At 41.7% G+C, this 25,596-nt stretch carries 22 protein-coding genes; 12 read left to right on the plus strand and 10 right to left on the minus strand.

The features are described from left to right. Positions 1-49: 49 nt before the first annotated feature. A complete protein-coding gene (gene tesA / locus IQP38_RS14710) occupies positions 50-652 on the minus strand; it encodes a multifunctional acyl-CoA thioesterase I/protease I/lysophospholipase L1 (RefSeq protein ID WP_054575991.1) in 603 nt (200 codons plus the stop codon). Here tesA and IQP38_RS14715 point away from each other — a divergent pair. The 3 genes from IQP38_RS14715 to IQP38_RS14725 all read left to right on the plus strand — a co-directional run bounded on the left by IQP38_RS14715 (position 651) and on the right by IQP38_RS14725 (position 5,591). Next, complete coding sequence (locus IQP38_RS14715; RefSeq protein ID WP_005376323.1) at positions 651-1,343, plus strand: ABC transporter ATP-binding protein; 693 nt, start codon at positions 651-653, stop codon at positions 1,341-1,343. The genes tesA and IQP38_RS14715 overlap by 2 nt on opposite strands. Beyond that, positions 1,343-3,799 carry an ABC transporter permease gene (locus IQP38_RS14720; protein ID WP_064354775.1) on the plus strand — a complete coding sequence of 819 codons (2,457 nt, stop codon included), beginning with the start codon at positions 1,343-1,345 and terminating at the stop codon, positions 3,797-3,799. Before IQP38_RS14715 ends, IQP38_RS14720 begins: the two co-directional genes overlap by 1 nt. A 352-nt stretch (positions 3,800-4,151) precedes the next feature. Next, complete coding sequence (locus IQP38_RS14725; RefSeq protein ID WP_064354776.1) at positions 4,152-5,591, plus strand: FAD-dependent oxidoreductase; 1,440 nt, start codon at positions 4,152-4,154, stop codon at positions 5,589-5,591. A 28-nt stretch (positions 5,592-5,619) separates the two neighbouring features. Here the strand turns inward: IQP38_RS14725 and IQP38_RS14730 are convergent, their stop codons facing one another. The 3 genes from IQP38_RS14730 to IQP38_RS14740 are packed head-to-tail and all read right to left on the minus strand — an operon-like array spanning position 5,620 to position 7,990. Next, a complete protein-coding gene (locus IQP38_RS14730; RefSeq protein ID WP_064354777.1) occupies positions 5,620-6,555 on the minus strand; it encodes a biotin-dependent carboxyltransferase family protein in 936 nt (311 codons plus the stop codon). After that, complete coding sequence (locus IQP38_RS14735) at positions 6,552-7,235, minus strand: 5-oxoprolinase subunit B family protein (RefSeq protein ID WP_064354778.1); 684 nt, start codon at positions 7,233-7,235, stop codon at positions 6,552-6,554. Before IQP38_RS14735 ends, IQP38_RS14730 begins: the two co-directional genes overlap by 4 nt. Further along, positions 7,235-7,990 (minus strand): 5-oxoprolinase subunit PxpA, encoded by a 756-nt coding sequence (locus IQP38_RS14740; RefSeq protein WP_064354779.1) that lies wholly within the window; start codon positions 7,988-7,990, stop codon positions 7,235-7,237. The genes IQP38_RS14735 and IQP38_RS14740 overlap by 1 nt, the downstream gene beginning before the upstream one ends. 319 nt (positions 7,991-8,309) lie before the next feature. Here IQP38_RS14740 and IQP38_RS14745 point away from each other — a divergent pair, with 319 nt between their 5' ends. Together IQP38_RS14745 and galE are read left to right on the plus strand one after the other, a co-directional pair. Continuing rightward, the gene (locus IQP38_RS14745; RefSeq protein WP_064354780.1) at positions 8,310-10,268 is read left to right on the plus strand and encodes a diguanylate cyclase domain-containing protein; all 1,959 of its coding nucleotides are present in this window, start codon (positions 8,310-8,312) and stop codon (positions 10,266-10,268) included. Between the two features lie 54 nt (positions 10,269-10,322). Further along, complete coding sequence (gene galE, locus IQP38_RS14750) at positions 10,323-11,339, plus strand: UDP-glucose 4-epimerase GalE (protein WP_005376309.1); 1,017 nt, start codon at positions 10,323-10,325, stop codon at positions 11,337-11,339. A gap of 335 nt (positions 11,340-11,674) precedes the next feature. On the opposite strand, the gene IQP38_RS14755 is transcribed toward galE, so the two are convergent. Beyond that, positions 11,675-13,813, minus strand: a complete 2,139-nt coding sequence (locus tag IQP38_RS14755) for a TonB-dependent hemoglobin/transferrin/lactoferrin family receptor (protein WP_053303617.1) — start codon at positions 13,811-13,813, stop codon at positions 11,675-11,677. 231 nt (positions 13,814-14,044) lie between these two features. Here IQP38_RS14755 and IQP38_RS14760 point away from each other — a divergent pair, with 231 nt between their 5' ends. Then, entirely contained in the window at positions 14,045-14,932 is an 888-nt protein-coding gene (locus IQP38_RS14760) for a LysR family transcriptional regulator (RefSeq protein ID WP_033907071.1), read from the plus strand. A gap of 77 nt (positions 14,933-15,009) precedes the next feature. On the opposite strand, the gene IQP38_RS14765 is transcribed toward IQP38_RS14760, so the two are convergent. Beyond that, positions 15,010-17,643 (minus strand): bifunctional acetate--CoA ligase family protein/GNAT family N-acetyltransferase, encoded by a 2,634-nt coding sequence (locus IQP38_RS14765; RefSeq protein WP_053303618.1) that lies wholly within the window; start codon positions 17,641-17,643, stop codon positions 15,010-15,012. Positions 17,644-17,879: 236 nt separating this feature from the next. Between IQP38_RS14765 and IQP38_RS14770 the strand changes: the two genes are divergently transcribed. From IQP38_RS14770 to yciH, 4 genes are all read left to right on the plus strand, one after another. Continuing rightward, positions 17,880-18,449, plus strand: coding sequence for an SPOR domain-containing protein (locus IQP38_RS14770; RefSeq protein ID WP_064354783.1), 570 nt, complete (start codon positions 17,880-17,882; stop codon positions 18,447-18,449). 149 nt (positions 18,450-18,598) lie between these two features. Next, positions 18,599-19,588: a D-alanine--D-alanine ligase gene (locus IQP38_RS14775; protein ID WP_193837696.1), complete on the plus strand. Its 990-nt coding sequence runs from the start codon at positions 18,599-18,601 to the stop codon at positions 19,586-19,588. A 128-nt stretch (positions 19,589-19,716) separates the two neighbouring features. Beyond that, entirely contained in the window at positions 19,717-20,103 is a 387-nt protein-coding gene (locus tag IQP38_RS14780) for a DUF3319 domain-containing protein (protein ID WP_005376294.1), read from the plus strand. A gap of 1 nt (position 20,104) precedes the next feature. Next, positions 20,105-20,416, plus strand: coding sequence for a stress response translation initiation inhibitor YciH (gene yciH / locus IQP38_RS14785; protein WP_005376292.1), 312 nt, complete (start codon positions 20,105-20,107; stop codon positions 20,414-20,416). 687 nt (positions 20,417-21,103) lie between these two features. Here the strand turns inward: yciH and IQP38_RS14790 are convergent. Then, positions 21,104-21,454 (minus strand): hypothetical protein, encoded by a 351-nt coding sequence (locus IQP38_RS14790; protein ID WP_064354788.1) that lies wholly within the window; start codon positions 21,452-21,454, stop codon positions 21,104-21,106. Between the two features lie 81 nt (positions 21,455-21,535). On the opposite strand from IQP38_RS14790, the gene IQP38_RS14795 reads away from it, so the two are divergent. Both IQP38_RS14795 and IQP38_RS14800 read left to right on the plus strand, forming a co-directional pair. Beyond that, positions 21,536-22,375, plus strand: a complete 840-nt coding sequence (locus IQP38_RS14795; protein WP_025998628.1) for a LysR family transcriptional regulator — start codon at positions 21,536-21,538, stop codon at positions 22,373-22,375. Positions 22,376-22,671: 296 nt separating this feature from the next. Beyond that, positions 22,672-22,884: a hypothetical protein gene (locus tag IQP38_RS14800; protein ID WP_005376260.1), complete on the plus strand. Its 213-nt coding sequence runs from the start codon at positions 22,672-22,674 to the stop codon at positions 22,882-22,884. A 91-nt stretch (positions 22,885-22,975) separates the two neighbouring features. On the opposite strand, the gene IQP38_RS14805 is transcribed toward IQP38_RS14800, so the two are convergent. The 3 genes from IQP38_RS14805 to IQP38_RS14815 form a co-directional block, all read right to left on the minus strand. Beyond that, positions 22,976-23,365: a universal stress protein gene (locus IQP38_RS14805; protein ID WP_017634770.1), complete on the minus strand. Its 390-nt coding sequence runs from the start codon at positions 23,363-23,365 to the stop codon at positions 22,976-22,978. A gap of 873 nt (positions 23,366-24,238) precedes the next feature. Next, positions 24,239-24,400, minus strand: a complete 162-nt coding sequence (locus tag IQP38_RS14810) for a YoaH family protein (protein ID WP_005376257.1) — start codon at positions 24,398-24,400, stop codon at positions 24,239-24,241. Positions 24,401-24,441: 41 nt separating this feature from the next. Next, the gene (locus IQP38_RS14815; protein WP_064354789.1) at positions 24,442-25,563 is read right to left on the minus strand and encodes a conjugal transfer protein TraF; all 1,122 of its coding nucleotides are present in this window, start codon (positions 25,561-25,563) and stop codon (positions 24,442-24,444) included. Between the last annotated feature and the right edge of the window lie 33 nt (positions 25,564-25,596).

Raw genomic sequence — 25,596 nt, forward strand, 5'->3', positions numbered from 1 at the left:
ATAGATTAACGTAAAGTTACGTAAAACTTATTGAGCTAGACCATTAAAATTAGAGATGTTTAATTAATTCTTGAGCAACGAAATCAGCGATCCAAGGTTGTGCATCTGGTTTTGGGTGAAGGCCATCATCCATCATCCATTCTGGTTTGGTGACAACATGCTCTAAGAAGAATGGCATCAAGGCAACTTGTTGATGCTGTGCAAGCTTAGGGTAGATATCGTAAAACATATCGCTATAGCGCTTACCATAATTAGGTGGAACCCGAATTTGCATCATGACAACGTCCGCACCAGAATCTTTTATCATGGTAATCATTTTTGAAAGATTCGACGTAATAAGTTTAGGAGGGAAGCCTCTTAGGCCATCGTTGGCACCTAACTCAATAAGTACCATGTCAGGGCTATGCTGAGTTAGCAACTGAGGTAACCGTGCTAAGCCATTGCCGGTTGTATCGCCAGAAATGCTGGCATTAATAACTGTTACATCTTGACCATGTTCTGACAACGCATCAGGGAGTAAGCTAGGCCAACTCTCTTCGATCGGCATCTGATAGCCTGCACTCAAGCTATCACCCAAGACAAGTAGCTTTTCGCTCGCATGTGAAGTAGCGGAAAAACAAAAAAATAGAACTAAGGAAAGTATACGAATCATGCAAACACCTGTACTTAATGCACCTATTGTTCAAGCCAATTTGGTTTCTAAACAAGTCTCTACTAATCAAGAACAATTAACAATCCTCAAAGACGTAAATGTTGACATCCGAAAAGGAGAAAAAATCGCCATCGTCGGAACTTCCGGTGCAGGTAAGTCAACATTGATGACGTTGCTAGCTGGTCTTGATACGCCGACATCAGGCGAAATTACTTTATTAGGTCATGAATTATCAAAACTGGACGATGAAGCACGTGCGAAAATTCGGGCTGACTCTTTAGGTTTCGTTTTCCAAAGTTTCCTGTTAATCCCGAGTTTGAGTGCATTACGTAATGTCACGCTTCCTTGTCTTTTACGTGGTGAAGCCGAAGATGAAGCAAGAGCAGCGGAATTGTTAGCTGCTGTTGGGTTAGAAAAACGTGTCGACCATCTACCAAGCCAGTTATCTGGTGGTGAACAACAGCGAGTTGCGCTAGCGCGTGCATTTATGACACAGCCTGAGCTGTTGTTCGCAGACGAGCCTACCGGCAATCTTGACCATCAAACCGCAGACAAAGTGATTGAGCTGCTATTCGATCTTAATGAACAGCACGGGACAACTCTGATTTTAGTAACACACGATGGTCATCTAGCAAGCCGATGTGACCGTATCTATCGTATGGAGGCGGGTGAGCTTAAGGAGGAGATATAATGTCTGCAGTATCATCAAGTGAAGCCACATCCACAGAACAAAACAGTACAACACAGCACTCGCCGAATAAAAGTTTGATACGTTGGAGTTTCGGCGAAATAAGGCAGGGGAACCTTTGGCCTATTAGCGTTGCTCTTATTCTCGTGATTGCGAGTATCTTTGCGCTTTCTGCATTAGCAGAACGAATGGAGCAGGTGATCGTCAAGCAAGGGAAGGACGCATTAACGGCAGATGCGGTGTTTGTGTCTGCTAATCCCATTCCGGACACGTTGTTAGCCTCGACTGAAAGCCTTGAACGTTCGATGATGACGCGATTTGCCACTATGGCATTTAGCGATAATGGTATGCAGCTTATTTCGGTAAGGGCGGTGGATGATAATTACCCTTTAATGGGAGAGCTCGTTCTCGAAAATAATCCGGCCGGTCGCGTTAAAGAGAACCAACTCTGGCTTGATGAGCGGATTATGACTCAACTAAACGTAAAGCCAGGTGACAGTGTCACGATAGGCGATGCCGAGTTTACTGTATCAGGCGCAGTATTGATGGAACCTGGCTTGAGCTTTAATCCATTTCGGCAAATGCCTTCTGCATACATTCATCAAAGTGACGTAGATAAAACAGGAGCAATTCAAGTTGGGAGCCGAGTTCAATACCGTCTGTTTTTACAAGCCGATGATAAAATACTAAAGAGCTTACAAGATGATACGCAGCTTTCTCCGAGCGATCGCTGGCGCACGCAAGATACTGCCAGTCGTAGTAATGAGGTTTTTGAACGCACGACGCAGTATCTGTCTTTGACCGTAGCGATTGTCATCATTATGGCGGCGACAACATTGGTTCTTACTTGTCAAAATTACGTGAACAGCCGGACACAAACTATTGCGATGTTGAAAAGTCTTGGTGCGAGCCGCCGATGGATTGAAAAGTGGTTATTTATTCAAGTCACAATCCTTCTCATTAGTGCCAGTGTCGTCGGTCTATTGTTAGGGAGCGGGCTGGAATATTTATTACGCATTCCACTCAAAGACTTATTACCCGATCCACTCCCTGGTTACGGTGTCACACCATTTTTGGTGGCATTTATCTCAGCAGTCTTGATTACGGTGCCTGCTCTCGGTATACCATTGTTAGGCTTGATTAAAACTCCCGCGTTAGAAGTGCTACAGCAGGGTAAAGCGCAACGTTCTTGGAAGCGAATGTTACTTGTTCTAGTTCCCGTTGTTCCACTGCTTTTACTGTATGCAGATAACACCTTAGTTTGGATCGTGCTCACTGGTATAGCGGTACTGTTTGTGGTACTCGCAGCAGTTAGCGTCATACTCACAAAGCTGTTTGCACGTGTTTCAACCCATCCTGCAATGAAGCTTGCGTTGAGTCGTATCAACCGGACGCCAGTAACCAGCGGTCTACAGTTTGGTGCTTTGGCATTATCTTTAATGTTGCTGTCTATCATTTGGCTTGTGCGCAGCGATATTCTCGCTGATTGGGAGAGAACCTTACCTGCAGATGCGCCAAATGTGTTCGCATTGAACATTGGTGATTATGAACTCGATAACTACCTAGAAACCCTAGATAAAAATGGAGTTACGCGGTCACAAGCTTATCCAATAATTCGTGGACGACTAACAGAGATCAACGGTCAAAACGTCAAGGAGATTGATTACGAAGGAGAAGGTTCTGACGCGATACGTCGAGAGCTAAACCTGACATGGGGAGATAGCCTACCAGAATATAATGATGTGCTTTCGGGTGAATGGACAAACAAAGGGAGTGTATCTGTAGAAGCGGATGTAGCAAATGACTTAGGCATCAAACTCGGTGATACGCTGCGCTTTGTAATAAACAGTCAGAATTACGATGCAGTAGTAGATACCATCCGTTATGTCGAATGGCGTGACATGAAGCCTAACTTTTATTTTATTTTCTCATCTGACGTGATGGCTAATTTACCTGGTTCTTACCTCATCAGTTATAGGATTGAAGAAGGAAATGAAGCGTTGTTGACGTCAATGTCACGTGCTCACCCAACGGTCTCTGTTTTAGATATCCGAACTATGGGCGAGAAAATTCAGGCTTTGATTCAGCAAATCGTATCAGCAATCACCATCCTTGCTCTTTTAGGCGTTGTTGCTGGTCTGCTGCTCATCTTTACGCTACTGAGGTTAAGCTTGTCCCAACGCCAACAAGAGATTCGTTTGTATCGCACATTAGGTTCAAGTAAGAAACGGATCAACACAACCCTGTGGGCCGAGTACGGAATTATGGCGTTGATTGCTAGTGGTGTTGCGGTATTCGCTGCGGAAGTTTGTGTGGCCGCAGTCATGACATATGGATTCGATCTCAATGCACAAATTCACCCCGAATTGTGGATAGCTTTACCGCTTGCAACATTTGTTACGTTGGCACTTGTAGTGATGAGTTTGTTGAAAAGATTGTTAACGCCAGTAAACACTTAATCGCAGCGAGTGTTATCAAGTTTGGAACACTCCATGACACTTTTATTTTAGTTATCCACAAAAACAGTGGATAACTTTTGGGATAACTAAATGGGGTAAAAAGTGGGGTGTTTCTGCAGGCTTTGCGCCATGGGTCTTACAGTGAAATTCTTATTCACATAGACACAAAAAAGTGTCTTCTTAACCATGTCGTCAAGTACTTTTTCGCAAATTTTTTCTACTTTAATGCACTTTACAGGCGCTGTTGGATATTTCGCAAACCCATGAACTTTTTGTGATTTTAATCAAGTCCAAACACGAGTAGAATCCACCGTTAGTAAAGAATTTTCCTTATAAAATTTTTAGTGAAGCAATGAAGTCTGAGTTTCCAAGTTATAAAGATAAGCATATCGCTGTTGTTGGTGGCGGTGTAGCAGGTGCAACAGCAGCAATTCATTTTGCGGAGCTGGGTTTTAAAGTTTCCGTAATAGAGAAGGGCGTATCACTAGTAAATGGTCCACCCATTTGTCATTTGCATGCTGGTGGTAATTTATATCGAGAGATTTCCGAGCAACAATGCTTAGACTTGTTAGCACAATCTATCGATACTGTTCGCCTGTATCCGCTTTCACTGAATATTCGTCCGACAATCATCGCGGTTCCTCATTCCGATGGTGGAGACCCATCCACACTAGTTCCGCGATTAGAGGTTGTGAAAAGTGCTTATCAGACGCTCGTTGATAAAGATGAGAGTAATAAAGTGCTCGGCGAGCCAAGCGAATACTACAAACTGTATTCAAAAGCGGAGCTAGAAGCTCTCGCGCAACGTACTCAACCAAGTCATCCTACAAACTTCGATGAGTGGTGCATTCCTTTTGCTCAACATGCTGATCTTGAAGCGCTAAAGTATCCTGTTGTCGCAGTTCAAGAATATGGTTGGAGTGTTTTTCGCCTCGCCGCAATTGCCAACTTAACACTAGATACGCTTCCTAATGCTTCGGTCTTCACACAAGCAACGTTTAAGCAAGCCGATTGGATGGGGGAACACTGGCAACTTGGCTATGAACGTGAAGGTATCGATTACCTGATGACATGCGACTACTTGGTTAACGCGTGTGGCTTTGAAACAGGCTCAATTGACAACACAGTTGGTGCCAAGCGTGACAGGTTGGTGGAGTTTAAAGCCGCTTACGTTACGAGGTGGGCAGACTGTCAACAACAATGGCCAGAAGTTATTTTTCATGGCCCGCGTGGAACCGATAAAGGAATGGCTCAATTGACGCCTTATGGCGATGGTTACTTTCAACTTCATGGTATGACAAAAGGAATCACGCTGTTTGAAGATGGTTTAGTGGAGAGCACGAACTCATCTGCTCAACCTGAACTGCCTATGCCTTTACTCTCGAAGATCCGTAACGGCTGGAGAGAAGAAGTGTTAGAAGAGCGAACGAACAATGCCATCAAACACATGGCGCAGTTTATTCCCGACTATCACTCTGCTGTAAAAGGAGGAAAAGCATTGTTTGGCGCTCAGCAAATTCCCGGAACAGACCCAGTACTCAGAGCGGCAGATGTGACTTTTGAAGATAACCACTATGCGAGAATAGAGGTGGTAAAAGCGTCATCGACACTACTCGCAGCGCAAAAAATGCTTCAATTCTGGTTTGACATCGATCCTAACCAAAATGTGGAAACACAGCATCCGGTCGCTGTAAAGTGGTCTGAACAAGAGGTCGAGCAGTACGCGATTAAACTCACTCAAGAGCGAGGCTATCCACAAGCTTTAGCAGTGCGTTATGGTATGCCTACATAATCGGCTGTGTTTGGGCTCAGTGGTTGTATTAGTACCCAAAAAACTGAGCCCATTGGCACCATACTTCTTGCAAGCCTAGCCTATCTCCTTTCACAAAATTGACTTTTTGTCCGGGCTTCGCCTGTGCCAGTCTAGGTAAGTCAATACGGGCTACGCAGCCAAATTTAGGATACCCGCCAATAGTCTGGTGATCGTTGAGCAGCACAATAGGGTTACCATCGCTAGGTACTTGAATTGAACCTAATGCAATTCCCTCTGATAGGACGCCTTCGTAAGGTGGACGAATGTTATTGCCCTCAAGACGGTAGCCCATGCGATTCGAATTGGGGGAGATGATGAATGCTTTGTTGTAAAATACTTGGCGAGCGTCTTCATCAAAGTCCTCGTTCTGATAGCCTTCAATCACTCTCAGCTTAATGGGTAAGTTGTAATCTGGCTTAAAGCGAAACGTCATTTGCCTTGGTTTACGTTTCGGTAAGTTATGAGGGACAAAGGGAAGAATATCGCCAGCTTTCAAAGCGCCACCATTTGAATCATAACCACCTAGAGATTCTCGCAAGACGGTCGATGCGCTTCCTAAGTGCTGAGCAACATTGAATCCACCTTTAACCGCTAGGTAGGAGCGAAGTCCATTCCTTGCGACTCCGAACTGAAGCTTCTGTCCTTTTTTCAACGTAAAGTCAGACCAATTTGAAATAGGTTCACCATCTATTTTTGCATTTAAATCACCGCCACATATAGCAAGGTGGCAGTTATGCAAGGCAATAAAACAAGCGTTACCCAAAGTAATTTCAATCGCAACGCAATTGACTACGTTACCAAGCAAATGGTTGGCCCAACTGTAAGCATAGTCGTCGACCGGGCCACCTTGAGTCACACCGACATGCGCCAAGCCAAAACGACCAAAGTCTTGAACTAAAGAGAGCGGTCCTGGCTTTTCCACCAGTAATCCACCGTAACTCATAGTACGCCTCCTAAATCGATAAACTCTTGTTTTGAAATAGCATTAAAGGTGACCTTGTCACCCACTTCAAACGGTATAAAAGGAGGAGAGTCGGAGAAGAGCGCAAGCGGGCTTTTACCAATAATGTTCCATCCGCCAGGACTATCTGATGGATAGACGGCCGTTTTAGAGTCTGCGATTCCGACACTTCCGGCCGGCACGTGAGTTCTTGGTGTGGCAAGCCTTGCCATGTGCAATTGAGTATCAACGTCAGAGAGAAATGCAAAGCCTGGAGCAAAGCCAATTGCAGAAACCGCGTACTCGGTTTTCGTATGCAGGGTAATAAGATCGTCTAATGACAGACCTCGCTTTTTAAAACGAGATAGATCTAACGCGGTTTCTTCAGAGTAATATACAGGGATAGTAATGTGATTCGGCTGGGAAAGCTTAAGTGATTGAGTATCAAACTGGCTCACGATTTGTTGCAGCTCATTGACTAAGTTCTTTTCGTTGATTCGAAAAGGTAAGTAATCAATGAGAATAGTTTGATAGGAGGGGACAACGTTCATAACAATTGAAGCGAAAGTTTCTCTTATGCTGCGAGCAAGCTCTCCGACTGCATTTTCAGAAATACTCTCATCAAACTTAATGAAAATACTGCACTCGGAGATCAAAGAGATATTAAATTTCTCTTTATGCATTAATTTCCTCCAGCGTATAGGCTTTGGCGGATCTTTTGGAGCAGCGCGATCGACTCTTCATTGTCACCATGAACACAAATTGTATCGGCTTCCAATAATATGTAACCGCCTGAAGCGGTTTTGACACGCCCAGAGTCAGCTAAGGTCCGGACTTGCTCAAGTATCGCGTGCTCGCTTTTTAACACGGCATTGGGCTGTGTTCTAGGAGTCAGTAAGCCGTCATCTTGGTATAAACGATCTGCAAATGCTTCAAATAGCAAGGGAACATCATAATCGTCTGCGATTTCTAAGTATTTTTCGTTTTCCTGTGAAGCTAGGATCATTAACGGTACTTTGAACAGTGCTGCCGCCTTTACTACCGCTCTAAATATCGCATCACTTTTCATCATGTCGTTGTATAGAGCACCATGAGGCTTTATGTAACTGATGTCTGTGTATTGCGCCCGGCATAATGCTTGTAAAGCACCAACCTGATATATAACCATGTTCGTAATTTCATCACCCGTCATGCTTATGCTTCGTCTGCCAAAGCCTTGTAGGTCGGCGTAACCTGGGTGTGCGCCAATATCAACATCGTTGTCATTCGCTAGGGTGATGGTGTCGTGCATGACATTAGGGTCGGAGGCATGAAAACCACACGCGATGTTCGCCATATCAACATGGGGCATCACGTCTTCATCTGCGCCCATACTCCAAGAGCCAAAGCTCTCGCCCATATCACAGTTCAATGTAAGTTGCTGTTTATTCAATGTCATACGTTTTATTTCTACACAAGCAATGGGTTTACGATGCAGGAAAATGCATCTAGGTTCAGTGACTCACTTCATTCTTCTATCATGAAAACGAAGCTTTTTGAGCAGATAGCTGACGAAAAAGATCACGTTAGTCCATAAAGATGTTGCCGTTATTTGAGTTGATCCGAATTTTAAGGTATTTCGTTTCTTTTCCATCCAATTTTTGAGAATTTAAGGTTATTTTGCATTAGCATCGTGTTAATCTTGTCGCCCTTCATGGGTGATAGATTGCATAATGGTTCTTCTGTCATTTTTGTGGTTGTCTGCGACAGGAATATATATGTCATTACGAGCGAAGCTTATTTGGCCTCTTCTGGTCTTTTTAACGGCTATCTTTGTTATCTCAAAAGGTTACACCTCGTATACTGTATACCAATCGTCTAAGCATGAACTGGTCGAGCAGACAAGAAAGTTGATTAACAACGTTTCTTTCTCAATTAAAGATGCGCTGACGACAAAGGACAAGCAAAAAGCTCAAACTATTCTCGCCAACTTTTTAAACCAGCCAAATGTAACGCGGGTCAAACTTTATGACCAAGATGACCAACCATTCGCTGTTATGGAGATAAGTGGGGCACTAGCACCCGTTCCCAGTCAAACCGAAAGAAGTAGGTTGCACGCTCTAGGCTATGCCTTATCAACCAAATTTCTTTATGTTCTAGAGCCGATTATCCATGATGGCTATGTCATTGGTAGCATTAGAGTCACGCTTTCTCATCGTCCAATCGTAGAAGCCATGCAATCTTTACTTCAAGATAGCGCTTTACTTCTTCTGTTTCTGATCGCTGGTGGCACTGTTTTTTACATAAGTATAGAGAGGCTTGTTCTCAAGCCCGTTATGGAGCTTAGCCGCGTAATAGAGAATGTGACACACGGACGAAGCACGGAAAATCAAGCACGCTATTACGCCAACGATGAAATTGGAGAGCTCGCGAGATCTTTCAATCAAATGATGAATAGGTTAACAGTACGTGAGAAGCAGCGGCAACATTCGCTAGACACACTAGAACAAAAGCGCGCATTTTCAGAAGAGGTTATCGAATCTGTTCAGCATGCATTAGTTATTACAGACAATTCCGGACGTGTTATTCATTGTAATACGGCGACCCAGCAAATATTTCAAAAAAAATTAGATGAACTTAAATACGCCAATATTCGTGATCTAATTAAAACCAAAATACCGAATGAGCTGAGTCAGATCCTGAGTCGAGGCCTAGAGTGCGATGATATTCACCTCAAAAATGCAGATAACGAACAGCAGTTGAGCCTAACCAGTCGTCGCCTCTCGACACATGAATACTTACTGTTTTCGATTCAAGATATCACCGAAATTGAAGAAGCCATAAACCGGCAACGTGTTGCGGGACGTGTTTTTGAAAGCAGCCAAGATGGTCTCATTGTTCTTAATCATCGCGGTGTCATTACGATGGCAAACCCTGCCGTCACTAAGTTAGTCGGCTTAGAGGTGGATCAGCTTATTGGGAAGTCATTCATCCAAACGCTAAAGTGGCGCAAGTTACAGGAAATGATGCCTAGTATCATCGAGTCGATAGAAAATTATGGCGTTTGGCAAGGTGAAGTTATCGAGAAGAACCATATTGGTCAGTTTGTACCGATGTTTGCTCGAGTCAATCGTATCGTTAAGTGTGAAGACTATGGTTTCTATGATCTGGTTATTGTTCTTACCGACCTTTCCGGCGCAAAAGAGATGGAACGATTAGAGCATTTAGCTCATCACGATGCTTTAACGGGGTTAGCCAATCGATCTAAGTTCCATTTAGAGTTGGAACAACTAGTACAACGCTCTGGATACTTGCGTGACGAATTTGCAGTTTTGTACCTCGATCTGGATGGATTTAAAGAAGTTAACGATACCTACGGTCATGATGCAGGTGATGAAGTTTTGAAAAAAGTTTCCGAGCGTCTAACATCTGCGACGAGACATAGTGATTTAATCGCAAGACTTTCTGGTGATGAATTTGTCATGTTGGTAAATCCCGCCAATCAAAAAGTGGTCACCCGAATAGCAGAACAGTTGCTCGAGAGCATATGTGCTCCAATTGAGTACAAAGGTCACTTACTCAAAGTTGGCGTTAGTATCGGCGTAAAATTAGTCGGCGTAAATGAGCGCGATGCTACTCGAGTTTTAAAAAGTGCGGATACGGCAATGTATCAAGCAAAGAAAGCCGGAAAAGGCCAAGCAATATTAATGGGATGCGAATTACAAGAGACAGTTTAAATCGTAACGTCAAAGCTTTAAACTAACCCAATTCGCGTCAGAAGGAATAATAAAATGAAAGTACTCGTTACGGGTGGTATGGGCTATATCGGTAGTCATACGTGTATTCAAATGATCGAAGCTGGCATGACGCCAGTGATTCTAGACAACCTGTACAACAGTAAATCTACGGTATTAGATCGAATTGAAAAGGTATGTGGTGTAAAGCCAACCTTCATTAAAGCCGATATCAGAGATAAATTGGCGATGGTAGAAGCACTAAAGTCGCACAATATTGAAGCTGTTATCCATTTTGCAGGTTTAAAGGCCGTCGGTGAGTCTGTAGCAAAACCTTTAGAGTATTACGACAACAACGTTAATGGCACTTTAGTATTGGTTGATGCAATGCGTGAAGCCGGAGTTAAATCGTTGGTATTTAGTTCATCAGCGACTGTATATGGTGATCCTGCATCTGTACCCATCACAGAGGACTTTCCAACTAGCGCAACTAACCCATATGGGCGCAGCAAATTAATGGTAGAAGAGTGTTTAACCGACTTCCAAAATGCGAACCCTGACTGGAGCATTACACTTCTTCGTTACTTTAACCCGGTAGGTTCACATCCAACAGGCGAGCTAGGTGAAGATCCTCAAGGTATTCCAAACAACTTAATGCCGTTTGTTTCTCAAGTTGCGGTAGGGCGCAGAGAGTTCCTTTCTGTGTTTGGTAGTGATTATCCGACCAAAGATGGCACAGGCGTACGTGATTATATTCATGTAATGGACTTATCCGATGGTCACGTTGCTGCATTAGAAAAAGTAGGTAGCAAAGCTGGCCTTCATATCTATAACCTCGGTACTGGTAACGGCTACAGTGTACTGGACATGGTGAAAGCATTTGAAGCCGCAAGTGGTAAAGATGTCCCATACCAACTTGTTGAGCGTCGTCCAGGTGATATTGCAGAGTGTTGGGCGGATCCATCAAAAGCGATGAATGAGTTAGGTTGGAAAGCAACTCGCACTCTAGAAGAAATGACTGGCGATACATGGCGCTGGCAGTCTACTAACCCTCAAGGTTATCCAGATGCCTAATCTTTAATTTACATAATAGTAACAAAAAGGCGCATAATTGCGTCTTTTTTGATCCAAATCGGAAAAAATCGTAAATTACTGGTTAAAAGGTAGCAAGTATATATAGAGCTGTTAAACTATGCCCGACTCTTAATTTGGGTTATAAATTTTCTCATAGCTATTGGGGTAGTTCATGGAACTCGGTCTGATCATCACTTTCATCATTGCAGCAGCAGTAATGGTGAAAAAAGAGATGGCAAAACAGTAAACTTTCATTTTTCATACTTTTCTTTACATTTTTGAAATGAAAGCCATAAAAAAAGCCAGCATTACGCTGGCTTTTGTGTTTTTAAGGTTTAGAACTCGTATTTAACACTAATGTTATAATTACGCTCAGCTTGCGTTTTGTCTCGACTTAACTCAGTCTTACCGCGAACATCGTTCCAAAGATGGTATTCTTCATTCGTTAGATTCATAACACCAGCACGAATGGTTATATCTTTCATTGGTTTGTAGTACGCCGTTAAGTCAACGACTGTCGCAGACGGCAAAGCAACTTGGTCTTTGATTCCGCCTTTATCACCATCTGAGTTGATATCACTGTTCGATTTCTTAGCCGTGTAGTTTACTTTTAGGCTTGTCCCCCAAAGTGCATTTGGTGAATCGTAATTTACAGCAGCTACGGCATTCCATGGGTTTACACTGTTCAAAGGATTACCATCACCATCTTCACCTTCTGTGTATGCTGCAACAAAGCGAGTTGTCACGCCTGATGGAAGACCAGCAATGGCATGCCAATCAAGACGGTTAGAGAGCTCAACCCCTTTAATGTTTGCTTCACTAATATTGATATTTGTGAATTCAGTTAAACCACCATTGTTTGATGACGTTTGCTCAATAAAGTCACTGTAATCACTGTAGTAGAACGCTACTTCAGTTGCAGACGCTGCAGTGTTATGACGGTAACCAAGTTCATAAGACAAACTCTTTTCAGATCCCAAATTTGGGTTAGGGCGGTTGGTATAGCCATGAGCCGGATTATCGTAGGTGTAGTAAAGCTCGTCGAACGATGGCGCTCGGAACCCTTGGCTCACTTGCGCGAAGATCGTGCCAGGTTGCGATACAGAGTAAGTTGCTCCTAAACGACCAGTTAATGCAGAGTCGCTAAACTTCTCGAATGACTCTTCAGAAGTATTTGAAGGATTAGTAGAGAAGTAATCGTAACGCACACCTGGAGTCAGAATTAGCTTGTCATTAAGAAGCGAAATTTCATCTTGCAAGAATAAACCAAAGCTTTCTTCTTTTGCATCCGGTGTGTAAACGTAAACAGTATCTGGCGTGCCAGGATCGGAATTAAACTCGCGATTGGTATTACTGATGTCACTATGTTTGTACGATATTCCGTAAACAATATAGTGATTTTGAATCTCTTTATCTAACTGAGTTTCGAATTCAAATTTGTCTTCAGTATATTCGTAATCTTTTTTCTGTTGGTTGTCACCACTAGGCGGTACGTAAGGTGGGTAACCAGGGCTGGCTTCGATAAAGCGATTAGAGACGCCGTTTTCTTCTTTACCAATCCATGTAAGCTTGGACGTGATCGTATCCGAGATAGCTGCATCTGCAAACCAAATGTGCTTGAGCCCAATGCGATTTTGCTTGGTTGTGTCTTCAGCGTTGAAGTTTTTGTAACTTTTATGTGCGATCTCTGAGTCAGTCTCGTTGTAAATAACTTCTCCCAAGAACTCCAAGCGATGAGCGTCATTCAATTGAGATTGAAGTTTTACCAATAGATCGTTTTTGTAATAATCTTGGTTGTCCACAGAATAGTTATCGTAAGGCGCCTTAGAGAAATTTTGTAGCTCTGCACCATCACGGCGTGTAAAGGCTATAAGTGCTTCTGTATTACCGAAACGCTTTGCTAAAGCTACATGCTCACTAAAAGAGTTATCTTCCGATGAATAAGAGAGTTTAGCTTGACCACCAAAGTCTTTACCATCTTTGAGGAAATCCTTCGGATCTTTTGTTTCGAATGCGACAACACCGCCAATTGCATCACTACCATGTAGGCTAGAAGCTGCTCCTTTAACAATTTCGACACTCTTTAGCATATCGGGGTCGACAGTAACGGCACTAGAATTGATAAACGAATATGGTCCACCGCTGAATACACCTGGTTGAGATGCACCGTCTACTAAGATTTTAACTCGTTTACCTTCCATCCCGCGAATGTTAATACTTTGGACGCCTTGGCGTTGAGTGCCATTAACAGTAACACCTGGCGTATACTCGAATAGATCATTCAAGTCCTTTACCATGTTTTCTTCGATGTCTTTCTCTGATACAACAGCAACAGAAGCAGCAACAGTGTTTATGGTTTGGTTGGTACGGGTGGCCGACACAACGACTTCTTCAAACTTAGAAGCTTCTTCCGCATAAGCAGTATGGGAAAGGGCAACTAAAATGGAGGCTGACAAAATTGATTTTTTATACATTGGCTTCAATACCTTAGATCCATAATAGGTAACAACACGCGGATATTAATGGATCTAAATGGTAATTACTATCATTACCATTGTCATTTATTGATTTGTATTGAATCTTATTCTTAGGCTATGAGCATTCCTAGTCTTTATTTATCAATATGTTATATTATTTGTCGTTAGTTCTTGATAAGTTCATCCAAATACAACGAATGTGATGAATATCACATTAAGAGAGGCCATGTGCAGAGTCCAATTACGTTAGAAGCACTCCATATTCTAGATGCTATTGATCGAAGAGGGAGCTTTGCTGCTGCTGCGAATGAGTTAGACAGAGCCCCGTCATCGCTGAGCTATCAAATCCAGAAACTCGAGCAAGACTTAGACATTATTATCTTCGATCGCTCTGGTCACAAAGCCCATTTTACTGAAGCAGGTAAGCTTATTCTTGAAAGAGGAAGAGCCATTTTACAAGCCAGTGAAAAGTTAGTGAACGATGCAACGTTATTGGCGAATGGCTGGGAACTGGATATTACCATTGCCTTCGATGGCATTATTCCTATATCCAACTTTTTCCCGATGGTTGATGCGCTGGCCGAGGTCAGCTCAACTCGAGTCAGGCTGCAAGAGGAGATTCTGGCTGGTAGCTGGGAGTCGTTGAATACGGGGAGAGCTGATTTACTGATTTGCCCATCACTGGATACGCTTCCTCAAGAAGTTAAGTCAGAAAAAATTGGTAAAATGAGTATGTATTGGGTAGCTTCCGCTGATCACTATGTTCACAAGCGTAGTGGTAAGTTTGATGAAGCAGCGCGAGAAAAGTATCGGATCATTGCTATTGCAGATACCGCACGTGAGCAACCCGCGCTCTCAATTAATATTATTCAAAAACAGCCTCGCTTGACCGTCACCAACTTTACGGCAAAAGTAGAAGCGCTCACTGCAGGTTTAGGTATTGGTACATTACCAAGCCAAATTGCACAACCTCTTATTGATAGTGGTGTATTGAAACGAATCGAAGGCACTGAAGAACAGCCGATGAATATTATTTTGGCATGGCGCCGGAACACTATGGGTGAGGCAAAATCCTGGTGTATTCAGTACTTAAAAAAGAATTGGAAACTAAAGTAACAACGTAACTTTTACTTCTTAGATTACCATTGATTACCGAATGTAAGAAGTAAAAGTCATCGCTAATGCTGCGCTTTTCAATTTAAAGGGAGCACCATATCTGCCGTACCGTCTGCAAACTGGATATCGATCTCAAACCCCAAGTTCTGAGCCAACATCAACATCCCTCTGTTTGTTGGCATGGTCATTCCAGACATTTGCTTTGTGCCTTTAACTTTGCAATAGCTGATTATTTTCTGCATCAGCACTTTGCCTAAACCTTTTCCTTTCAAATCTGAACGAACCAAAATAGCAAACTCAGCGTCACTATTGTCTGGTGTAATCAATGCGCGGGCTACCCCTATGATAGACGGTCCGTCAGTATTAAACGCTACCGCAACAAACGCCATTTCGCGGTCGTAGTCGATTTGAGTAAAGTTTGCCAAAGCCTCATGGTTGAACTCTCCAACTTCAGAAAAGAAACGTTTATAGAGATCTTCTTTCGATACGCTATTAATGAATTGAGCATGCAGCGGCTCATCCTCAGGCAAGATAGGGCGAAGCAGGATAGGTTGGCCATCTCGAAGCGTTACAGTTTCGACAAACTCTGCCGGGAAAGGGCGAATCGCTAGCCGTTTTTGGGCGTCTCCTTCGTATTTACACAGTGTGACATCTGCATCAAGGATAGTTAAATCGCTTCCGGACACTAGCACTGGATGGATATCCAGTTTTTGTATTTCTGGTAACTCAACTGCCATTTGGGAGATACGAACCAAGAACTTCGACAACTCAGTAATATCGAGCGCATCTTTGTGTTTCTGCAGGCGAATCTTTCCAGACTTTAGGGCAACAACGACAAGGTAGCGCGCAAGCGTCATGTTCAAAGGAGGAAGTGCAGCGACGGCATCTTGGGCGATATTCCACTCAGAGCCGCCTTGACCAAGCAAGATCACTGGTCCAAAGACTTTATCTACTGCAATACTAATCCGTAGCTCTTCAGCGCTGCCGAGCTTTGCCATCCCTTGTACCAACAGCCCATGTACATTGGCGGAAGGGTAACTGAGCTTTACGGTATCTAAAATGGATAGCGCTGCGTTGGAAACTTCTCGACTGTTTCTTAAATTTAGAGCAACACCGTGAACATCCGATTTATGAGGAATGTCTGGAGAACGCAATTTTACCGCAACAGGATATCCAATATTTTCTGCCATATGAACAGCTTCAATGTCGTCAGATGCAATCCACGTAGGCAAAACGTTAAACCCGAACAGCTTAAATAATGGGCTGGTTTGATGCGTATCTAAGGTGACTGTATTTTTATCCAGTAGTCGTTCATTTGCCCACTCTTTTGCTGAACTCACACTTCCAGAATGTAATGGCTCTGCCGTCGTTGGCGTTTCCATTAGTTGTTTCTGGTTTCGTCTGTATTCGACCAAGTGCATGTATGCTACAACTGCACTTTCAGGTGTTCTATAGGTTGGAATACCTGCTTGAGTAAATGCCAGTCGCGCTTCTCTCGACGTTTGTTCTCCTGACCAGTTGGTCAAGATATTAAAATGCTTATGCCGAGGGTGAGATTTGATTGCATTAATAACGGCTTGAGCAGTTTCAAGAGGATCAGAAACAGCAGAAGGACTATGCATAATCAATATCGCATCTGCACAGTCGTTATTCATCAGTGCGTTAATGGTATCAATATAGCGTTTTTGGGTTGCGTCACCAGACAGATCAATTGGATTTCGAGCACGCCAGTTGGATGGAAGTACTGCTTGTAATTGCTCAATGGAAGCGTCATCAAGCGTTGCGAGTTGGCCACCACGTTCAATCAAAGTATCAACGGACATAACAGCAGGGCCGCCGCCATTGGTGATGATCGCTAAACGCTCTCCACGAAGTGGCACAGAATGCGTGAGTGTTTCAACCGCGGCAAAAAGCTCATGCGTATTGCTGACTCGTAACATACCAGTTCTGCGAATAGCAGAATCGTAAATTACGTCAAGTGTATCTCCGTCTTGCTGCTTAAAAGTATTCATCTCTTTAGAGCGGCCCGCTTTTAGCACCAATATACGTCGGTTACGTGAAGCGGCTCGCGCAGCAGACATAAATCGGCGAGCGTCTTGGATATTATCAACATAAAGCAGAATAGCTTCTGTGTTTCCATCCATACTCAAATAGTCGAGCAAATCTGCAAAATCGATATCCTGTCCACGCCCAATTGAAATGAACGAAGAAAAACCAATGTTCTTATCATTTGCCCAGTCTAAAACCGTGGTACAAACCGCCGCGGATTGTGAGATGAAAGCAATTTTTCCGGGTTTAGCTGCGACAGGGGAAAACGTGCAGTTAAAATTGTGCCAAGGAAGAATGATACCTAAGCTGTTTGGGCCTAAAACTCGAATGTTCAATGATGAGATATCTAAAGGCTTAGGGTCATCAGAGATAACAATCGCAAACGGTGTGCCTCTCTCATCTAGCTCTTTAAGCAATTGCTCGTTACGTGAAACGTTCGTACACAAAATTGCAATATCTGGCGTATAGGGCAGGGAAGCTACATCAGGGTAAGCGATCACGCCAGATACGGCTTTATATCGCGGCGTTACTGGCATAATCGCGCCACCAAATCCACTTTGTAGAAGGTTGCGCATCACAACATGTCCTGCTCGCAATGCTTTTTGAGATGCCCCAATAACGGCCACAGAGTTGGGTTTAAAGAGTTTATTTAGTTTATTCATGCTGACTCCTAGCCGTTTGTAAGTCACGTTGGCTTCTCGGTTTCATATCAATCATAAACGAATAATTTACTGATAAAACATCTTCAGACCAGACATTGCAGAAAATGTGTACGATGCTTATGGAGTTTGTGTTATTCATCACATCAAAATCACAGATTATTGTATTTGATGCTTGATAAACGGCCCTGCTATCGGCATGATTTATCGTAATATTTATCCAGAGCATTTGTTACTTCATGAAAAAAATCGCAATCATCGGCTTGTCAGTTCTGCTTTCTGCTTGTGCATCTGAAACTTACATCACGGATGTGACCTCAGAAAGTTACCGAGAGGACTACAAATCAGATCGTATCTCTAAACCAATTATGGCGTCTGAAAACGCTGTAGTAGAAAAAGACATACAACCAACTGTTGTGAAAATGACGGCAAAGCCTGAAGAAAAGAAAGTAGTCAAGCTAACGCCAAAAGAGCAGGCGAAGCCAGTTAAGATCGTACCACCAAGTAAAAAGCAAGCTGGCATTCAACGATTCGGCTATACCATTCAAGTCGCAGCTGTGGGTAGCCAAGCTAAAGTCGATCAGTTTGCAAATAAGCTGCCACAGAACGGTCAGCCAATTTGGGAAAACTACAAAGTTGTAAACGGTACTAAGTGGTTCTCAGTTTTATACGGAGACTACGCAACAAGCGCAGAAGCCAAGCAAGCGATTTCGACTTTGCCAGCTCAATTTCAGCAGTTAAGGCCATTTGTTAAAAGCATTGATGCGATCAAAAACTCAGCTTACCCAACGCTTAACAAATTAAATTAACACATAAAATAAGGGAGCGAATAGCTCCCTTATTTATTTGCTCAAATCCTATTCGAACAACATTCCTCACATTAAAATTACTGTACGTCACACTTCAAAGGTTTATCATAATAAATAGTATCTTTTGTAGGTCACGGAAAGATGGATTCATGATTAAAAATATTCTTTTACTATGCGGCGGTGGCTCTTCTGAGCACGAGATTTCATTATTGTCTGCAAACTTTGTCGAACAACAACTAAATCTTATTGAAGACGTTCACGTTACACGCGTAGAAATAAAAAACGAAGGTTGGATGGCCAACCAAGGTGAGTTGGTTTACCTGGATCTCAATACCAAGCAGTTGTGCTCAAGTGAATCTAATCAAACCATTGATTTCATCGTGCCTTGTATACATGGTTTTCCTGGCGAAACAGGCGACATTCAATCTCTGTTTGAAATCGCAGGTATTCCTTATCTTGGCTGCGGGCCAGAAGCGAGTAGCAATAGTTTCAATAAAATCACATCTAAGCTTTGGTACGACGCTATCGGCATACCCAATACGCCATACTTATTCTTAACGCGAAACGATGAAGAAGCTCACGTTCAAGCTCATAAAGCCTTTGAAAAGTGGGGAAAAGTTTTTGTTAAAGCCGCTCGCCAAGGCTCTTCCGTTGGCTGTTACAGTGTCACAGGAAAAGACAAGCTTTCTAATGCAGTAAATGATGCTTTTGGGTTTTCTGACCAAGTGTTGGTTGAGAAAGCAGTAAAACCTCGAGAACTTGAAGTTGCTGCATATGAGATGAATGGCCAACTACATATCACTAAGCCAGGCGAGGTCATCGCGCCTGATGGTGCTTTTTACTCGTACGATGAAAAGTACAGCAGTTCAAGTCACTCGCTCACAGAAGTTGAGGCGAAGAATCTAACTCAAGTACAATTAGATTCCATCCAACACGCGTCAGAGACGGTATTTAAACAAATGAATCTTCGTCATTTATCTCGTATCGACTTTTTCCTAACGGAAGATGATGAGATTTACTTAAACGAAGTAAACACATTTCCAGGAATGACTCCGATCTCAATGTTCCCTAAAATGCTTCAAAACAACGGGCACAAATTTCATGAGTTCTTGGAAGATTGTATAAACAGTGCAAAGTGATTAACGTTATCGAGACGCGTTTTATGATACAAGTTGTTTTCTAGAGCAAGGATTATTCAAGCCGTATTTGAATATTGCTCAGTAGCAATTATGATTATATCAACGCATTAAACAGATGACTCAGTGGTATGGCGATTTCAAATTATAGAGGTTTTAACCTGCAGTCAGTCGGATCAGATGGCAGTGTTTGGAAGGTTAAAATCAAGAACCACGTTTTACAGGGCAGTTTGACGGCGGTAAAGAAAAGCATTGATTGGTGGTGTGACACCGCATCGATTATTGATCCCAAAGAGTTTGCTTCACTCGGGCAAAGAGTGCAGCAAACTGGTGTTGCAAAATCAGAGGTCTTTAACGGCTATACTATTCAAAACGATACAGGCCAACCTAACTCTTGGTACTGTATGTTTAATGGTAAACTGATTAAGGGCAGTAAAGCCGCTATTCAACGCCATATCGAAGCTTATTTGGTTGCAAAGCAAAAAGCGATGCAAGCTCAACAACAAAAGAAACAATAGAATGACTCTGGTATATTCAACAGAGACCGGTCGAATTAAACCGGAAGAAGAAAAAGTATCTCGCCCTAAAGGCGATGGTGTTGTTCGGATTCAGCGCCAAACGAAAGGCCGTAAAGGTAAAGGCGTATGCATTGTTACAGGTTTAGACTTGGATGATGCACCTTTAAAGTTATTAGCGGCAGAACTCAAAAAAGTCTGTGGCTGTGGTGGCTCTGTAAAAGATGGCAATATCGAGATTCAAGGTGATGCTAGAGACAAGATCAAGGCACATCTTGAAAAGAAAGGCATGACAGTCAAATTAGCCGGTGGCTAATTTAATATTTCCAGTAAACAAAAATGGCGTCTAAAGAAATAGACGCCATTTTTTATAAGTTGCTAATTGAAGGGCAAGCAATCGTAGATTGATAGATCGATATTAGCTATTTTATGGTAAATAACGATTATGTTTAATGCTCACAGTAAGGCCCTTAAATTTAAAATCTGCAGGGGAATAGGAGCATACTCAGACAGCATTTAGCGTACGACGACATACAATTTAACATAACACATATAATACGCACTCCAGGGTTAAAAGATTAGCAGTGGCGATGTCAGCTTGCTTACCCCGTATTTGGCTTTTGCGACCTTGCAGGCTTCATCAGCTGTCTTGTATGGGCCATGAACTTCGATTCCACCACAGCGACCACTTGAACTGTATCTTTGGTTACGTCCGACACCATGCACGTTGGTTTTGCATCTTGCTCATTCAATATGAGTCAACATGGATACGCGTTTGCTTAACCCTAACGTGTAAGTACTAGATTATCTTTATAGGAACAAGGAATCTAACAGATGTAAACTCTCTACTTTTCAATCTATACCTAGATCTTTCTTCATATGTTCACTCAACTCGTTAGTGGTTCTTACATTAATCTTATGTTTGCAATGATGGATTCTCAACTCTTCACCAAATAATTTTACTAGTGATTTGGTATACAAAGTACTAATATTATTTATTATTCTATACAATGTATCTTTCTGATAAACAGATCTTTTCGAATTTTGTATTGCAGTCTTCATATTTTAATATCCTTACACGTTTAACTTTATAATTTAAAAAATCAATTTCAACTTTTATTATTACTTTTTTCGATATGTAATGAGTCATTATCAATGATGCACAATCAACAATTAAATCACCCGAATCCAACTTAGTAATTTCACGAGACAAATTCTTTATTTTTAAATCTTTATTTTCTATATTTAATCCGATTGAGTTAATTTCTTCAGGATATCGGTTTAACTTAATATTCAATATGATTTTATTAAGATAGTAGTCTGCCTTTATTTCATGGCGGCTTTTAAATATCATTGTCCCCCTCCGATGAAGCAAGTTATACTTTCCCACCAGTTAAAAGACAACGTGACTCAGAGTTGCAAAAAGGTAACAATCATGGAATTGATGAACAATGAGTTGATCTGCTTTGCAGCCATTTGTAAACACCTCTCTCTTACAGAGGCATCAAAAGAACTTGGAAAGTCGAAAGCTCAAGTCAGCAGGCAGCTAGCAGCATTAGAAAAACAACTTGGTGTAACACTCGTCCACAGGACAACAAGGAAACTCGTTTTAACTGATCATGGCGAAAGCATTAGAGAGCTTGCTATCAAGACGTTAGAGAGTTTGCACGAGTTAAATTACAGAGCTAGCTCGTTGAGTGAATGCATTGATGGAAAGTTTAAAATCACAATGCCCAACTCTATAGCCTCTTCTATTTTTGGTTCTGTTCTTAAAGACTTACAAGAACGATATCCAAAAGTTGATTTTGAAATATCGTCAAGTAACAATGTAGAAAATTTATTAGAAAGCAATGTAGATTTAGCGATTAGGCTTAATAATGTTATTGATGACACTCTTATTGCACATAAAATTGGTGATTATAGTGATGTTTTGATATCTAGGGTAAGTAATGCCAACAACAAAACACTATTAATCTACAAACATCATTCGAATAAGGAATCAATTAAAAATCAATATACTGATGTTATCGAAGTTGATAACACCTCTATTTTAATAAACTTTGTTTCTGAGGGAGTTGGGGTTGGTGTCATTCCAAACTATCTTATTAAAAGTAACTATATAGACAAAAACATCCGAATATCGCAAACTTTTGATATAGAACGTTCCATGTATATTGCCTACCCTTATCAAAACCCTTTGCCAAGAAAGCTAGCTGAGATATCTACTTTTATTAGGTCTGAGTTATCACAAGTATTGAAGAGTGAGTCATTTTAGGGCGGTTGTTCAGATTTAGAATTTTGCGTTGTCTACTCAACTAGGCCTAACGCTAATCTTTGTAACATATTGTTTCGGCGGTATTTATTAACACCCCCATCTTTATGCTTGCTATCACAATGTGAGGTGCTCTGCCGTCTTGTTATCAAGGTTTTGCGTGGAATAAATCACGTGGGGTAAACGATAGATTGACTTACATTAAAATTTTCATCAAAAGCAACTTTATATAAAATTGATTTCATACCAATCTATGTGTATCTTCTACCCATATCCCCACAATAACCAAGGAGAATGCCATGGATAAGCTACTCGCGTCTGCATTAGAAATTAAGCAGCGAACTATGGTGACTGGCTTTTTTGCTAGAAATGGATTCAAAATCGCTATGACCGATTTTGATGATGTCACTTTTGAGCGAGAAGGCGTGCAAGTTAACGTACATTTTGATCTGCAGTCAAACGCGGAGTCTGCATCTGTTTTATCTCATGAGGCATCAATCATTCCTGGCTAAAAACTTTTATTCTCACCGATATACCAAGCCGAACGTTTATGTTCGGCTTTTTAGTGACAAAAAAATGATGAGTGCGAACAAGAGTTGTCGATCACTCATCTAAATAGACGATTAATAAATCAGCTTCAACCTCGTTCACAACCTTTGGTATCGATGAAAAAAAGCGACTCAATAAGTTGTGATGATGGCCACAGACAACTAAATCTATCCCCTCTTTTTTGACGATTCCCGATAGTTTTATATGAAGATCGCCGATTACTACCATAGTCTCGTTTACTGGGTATAAGCATTTATCAGCGAGCTCTTGCAGCCTTCTTTCCAATTCTTGCTCTTCCTTCGCTTCCATGACTATCCGATCAACATCTACGTAAACAAATGAGAGTTTGCTGCTTGAGTTATCTGCTTGCATTATTGCTTTTTCGATAACGGCTTGGCTAGATTGAGATAAGTCGACAGCAACCAAAACGTGCTTATAACCCATCATTCCTCCCTAGGTTAGTTTTTGTTCTCATATTAAGTCTAGTCCACATAGAGCGAACACAACATCAAAACTACTGCTACATGATAGTTAAAGGAGTTTAGTTTAAAACAGGCAAATAGTTTTCATTGCAACCTTGTTGCTTCCTCTCATCCAAAGATAAACGATGTTTTTCCAATTTCTTCTCTAATTATCGGACTATTTAACAGGAAGGATGCCAGGAAACGTTACGTTGTAATGCGCGTTACTGCTCTTGATTTCTACTACTCTTGAGGATTCATATTATCCACTTCAACGTCGCCTAGTTTAGTAAAACTACTTTAGATTAAGCATATTCAATATGTAACGCTCCGCTCAAATCCAGGAGACGTATTTCGGCTAAAAAAGCAGCTCAATAAGATGAATTTCGATTCATCTATTACATATGTCTGCGAGTGCTTACTGTTCTTATATCGCTTATTTAATAACTCTAGTTTAATTATCGTTATAAGTTACGGTGTCTCTTTTTTCTTTTTTTAGCATAATCTTCTGTCTGAGAACGAAGCTCTCTTGGGCTTTGTAATTAAATTACAAGATCAATCGCGACCAATATGGTTGGCAGATTAAAAGACCGAGGTAAACAATTGATATAATAGAGTTTAATTTATAAGTTCTTTAAAAAATGCCTAATTACCTGCACTATGCAAACCAAGGTTAACATAATGAGGTAAAATTTTACCAACTCACTATTTAGTCTTAAAGGTAATTGAACAAGATTAAAATCATATAGGTATAGTAAATTGTAGTTACAGCGTAACCAGGGTGGTGTTTGGGAATGTAAAGGAATAGAAAATAGAAAGGCAAAAAAACAGGGCGTATGCCCTGTCCATGAATTGATTAGTTTTGTTGCTGTTGTTTTTCTGCGTACTCAGATCGAATCCGTTCTGCAACAATTTTGATAGCTTCTGCAGTACTTGTGCCCTTCGCCATCAATTCTTGAATTCTCTCTACAGCTTGTTGTTGCTCTTGGTGAGATAGAGGGGGTAAATCGTCAAACATAAAAAGCTCCTCATTTTGAGGAGCTGACTATAACGATTCAATTAATAGGTAGCAAGGAAATTAATGGATGCCCCCATAGCGTTCTCGTTTGTGTACTGAGCTGCGATATCCAATTCGAACAACTTAAGTGGAGACAACCCGATACCAGCAGTCATGGTTCCTTCGTCATTACTTCGAGCTAAGTTCTTCATATACCCTGCTCGTAATGCCATTTGACGCAAAATATCAAATTCAATACCAGCTCGAATCATTTGCGTATTATCATCAAAGGATGAAAAACGTTTTTCTTCGTTGAGATCGTAGTCAACACTCATCGTAAAGTAATCGGCAACAATCCCAGCCCCAACAGTGTATACAGGACGCATGCTATATTCGTATGATTTTATCGTATCACTGCCATACTGGAATGATTTTGTTTTAACGTCTCTTCCAATCAAATTTTTTGCTGAAATACCGAGACGATATGGGCCAAAGAACCAAAGTGCGCCTGCGTCTAAGTTAAACATCGTTTCCGCGGTCTCATTTTCACGTAAGTCTTTAGTATCAAAATTCTGAAAACTCGTGGCGTATGAGTACGTGTATATACGCTGAAGTTTAGGAGTAACACCAAAAGAAAGGTGTTGGTTCATGAAATTAGTGTATTTAGCAAGTGAAATACCAGCTTCAGCCACGCCAATAGAAACACCTTGTACATAGCTATCATCTAATGGATTAGTACCTAAGGTATCAACATTTGGTTGTACGAATGATTCAGTGTATAGCTTACCGTATGCAGTTGCAGATAAGAATTTGTTGGGGATACCAATGGCAACGACACCACCAAGATCAAAGTCTGTCTTTTTCCCATCGATAGCATCCATCGATTTTTTGATTTCATCGACGTCTGTTAATTTGCTGATGCGTTCGATCTCATCAACTAGATCATATTGATCATCGTAGCTGCCACCAAAACTTGGCACGATCATGCCTGCATCGTCATTTCGACGATAAATCGCAGTAAGAGCGGGGTTGAAAAAAGGCGCAGTTAGATAAGTTGCTGATACGGTACCAACGCCACCCATTGCATCACTACGAGCCTCTATCGCATAAGTAGCAGCAGAGGCAGCATTAGCGAAAAGAATAGTAGCAACAGAAGTGGCAAGAATTTTATATTTGTTTTTCATACTACACTTGTGATTTTAGTTCGTCCTGAACCT

Source organism: Vibrio sp. OPT41 (genome assembly GCF_015163595.1).
Classification (GTDB): domain Bacteria; phylum Pseudomonadota; class Gammaproteobacteria; order Enterobacterales; family Vibrionaceae; genus Vibrio; species Vibrio alginolyticus.

Excerpts from the sequence above, each read along its gene's own strand:
- IQP38_RS14715 (WP_005376323.1), top strand. The coding sequence starts at position 651 with ATGCAAACACCTGTACTTAATGCACCTATTGTTCAAGCCAATTTGGTT.
- tesA (WP_054575991.1), bottom strand. The coding sequence starts at position 652 with ATGATTCGTATACTTTCCTTAGTTCTATTTTTTTGTTTTTCCGCTACT.
- IQP38_RS14720 (WP_064354775.1), top strand. The coding sequence starts at position 1,343 with ATGTCTGCAGTATCATCAAGTGAAGCCACATCCACAGAACAAAACAGT.
- IQP38_RS14725 (WP_064354776.1), top strand. The coding sequence starts at position 4,152 with ATGAAGTCTGAGTTTCCAAGTTATAAAGATAAGCATATCGCTGTTGTT.
- IQP38_RS14730 (WP_064354777.1), bottom strand. The coding sequence starts at position 6,555 with ATGAGTTACGGTGGATTACTGGTGGAAAAGCCAGGACCGCTCTCTTTA.
- IQP38_RS14735 (WP_064354778.1), bottom strand. The coding sequence starts at position 7,235 with ATGCATAAAGAGAAATTTAATATCTCTTTGATCTCCGAGTGCAGTATT.
- IQP38_RS14740 (WP_064354779.1), bottom strand. The coding sequence starts at position 7,990 with ATGACATTGAATAAACAGCAACTTACATTGAACTGTGATATGGGCGAG.
- IQP38_RS14745 (WP_064354780.1), top strand. The coding sequence starts at position 8,310 with ATGTCATTACGAGCGAAGCTTATTTGGCCTCTTCTGGTCTTTTTAACG.
- galE (WP_005376309.1), top strand. The coding sequence starts at position 10,323 with ATGAAAGTACTCGTTACGGGTGGTATGGGCTATATCGGTAGTCATACG.
- IQP38_RS14755 (WP_053303617.1), bottom strand. The coding sequence starts at position 13,813 with ATGTATAAAAAATCAATTTTGTCAGCCTCCATTTTAGTTGCCCTTTCC.
- IQP38_RS14765 (WP_053303618.1), bottom strand. The coding sequence starts at position 17,643 with ATGAATAAACTAAATAAACTCTTTAAACCCAACTCTGTGGCCGTTATT.
- IQP38_RS14770 (WP_064354783.1), top strand. The coding sequence starts at position 17,880 with ATGAAAAAAATCGCAATCATCGGCTTGTCAGTTCTGCTTTCTGCTTGT.
- IQP38_RS14775 (WP_193837696.1), top strand. The coding sequence starts at position 18,599 with ATGATTAAAAATATTCTTTTACTATGCGGCGGTGGCTCTTCTGAGCAC.
- IQP38_RS14780 (WP_005376294.1), top strand. The coding sequence starts at position 19,717 with ATGGCGATTTCAAATTATAGAGGTTTTAACCTGCAGTCAGTCGGATCA.
- yciH (WP_005376292.1), top strand. The coding sequence starts at position 20,105 with ATGACTCTGGTATATTCAACAGAGACCGGTCGAATTAAACCGGAAGAA.
- IQP38_RS14790 (WP_064354788.1), bottom strand. The coding sequence starts at position 21,454 with ATGATATTTAAAAGCCGCCATGAAATAAAGGCAGACTACTATCTTAAT.
- IQP38_RS14795 (WP_025998628.1), top strand. The coding sequence starts at position 21,536 with ATGGAATTGATGAACAATGAGTTGATCTGCTTTGCAGCCATTTGTAAA.
- IQP38_RS14800 (WP_005376260.1), top strand. The coding sequence starts at position 22,672 with ATGGATAAGCTACTCGCGTCTGCATTAGAAATTAAGCAGCGAACTATG.
- IQP38_RS14805 (WP_017634770.1), bottom strand. The coding sequence starts at position 23,365 with ATGGGTTATAAGCACGTTTTGGTTGCTGTCGACTTATCTCAATCTAGC.
- IQP38_RS14810 (WP_005376257.1), bottom strand. The coding sequence starts at position 24,400 with ATGTTTGACGATTTACCCCCTCTATCTCACCAAGAGCAACAACAAGCT.
- IQP38_RS14815 (WP_064354789.1), bottom strand. The coding sequence starts at position 25,563 with ATGAAAAACAAATATAAAATTCTTGCCACTTCTGTTGCTACTATTCTT.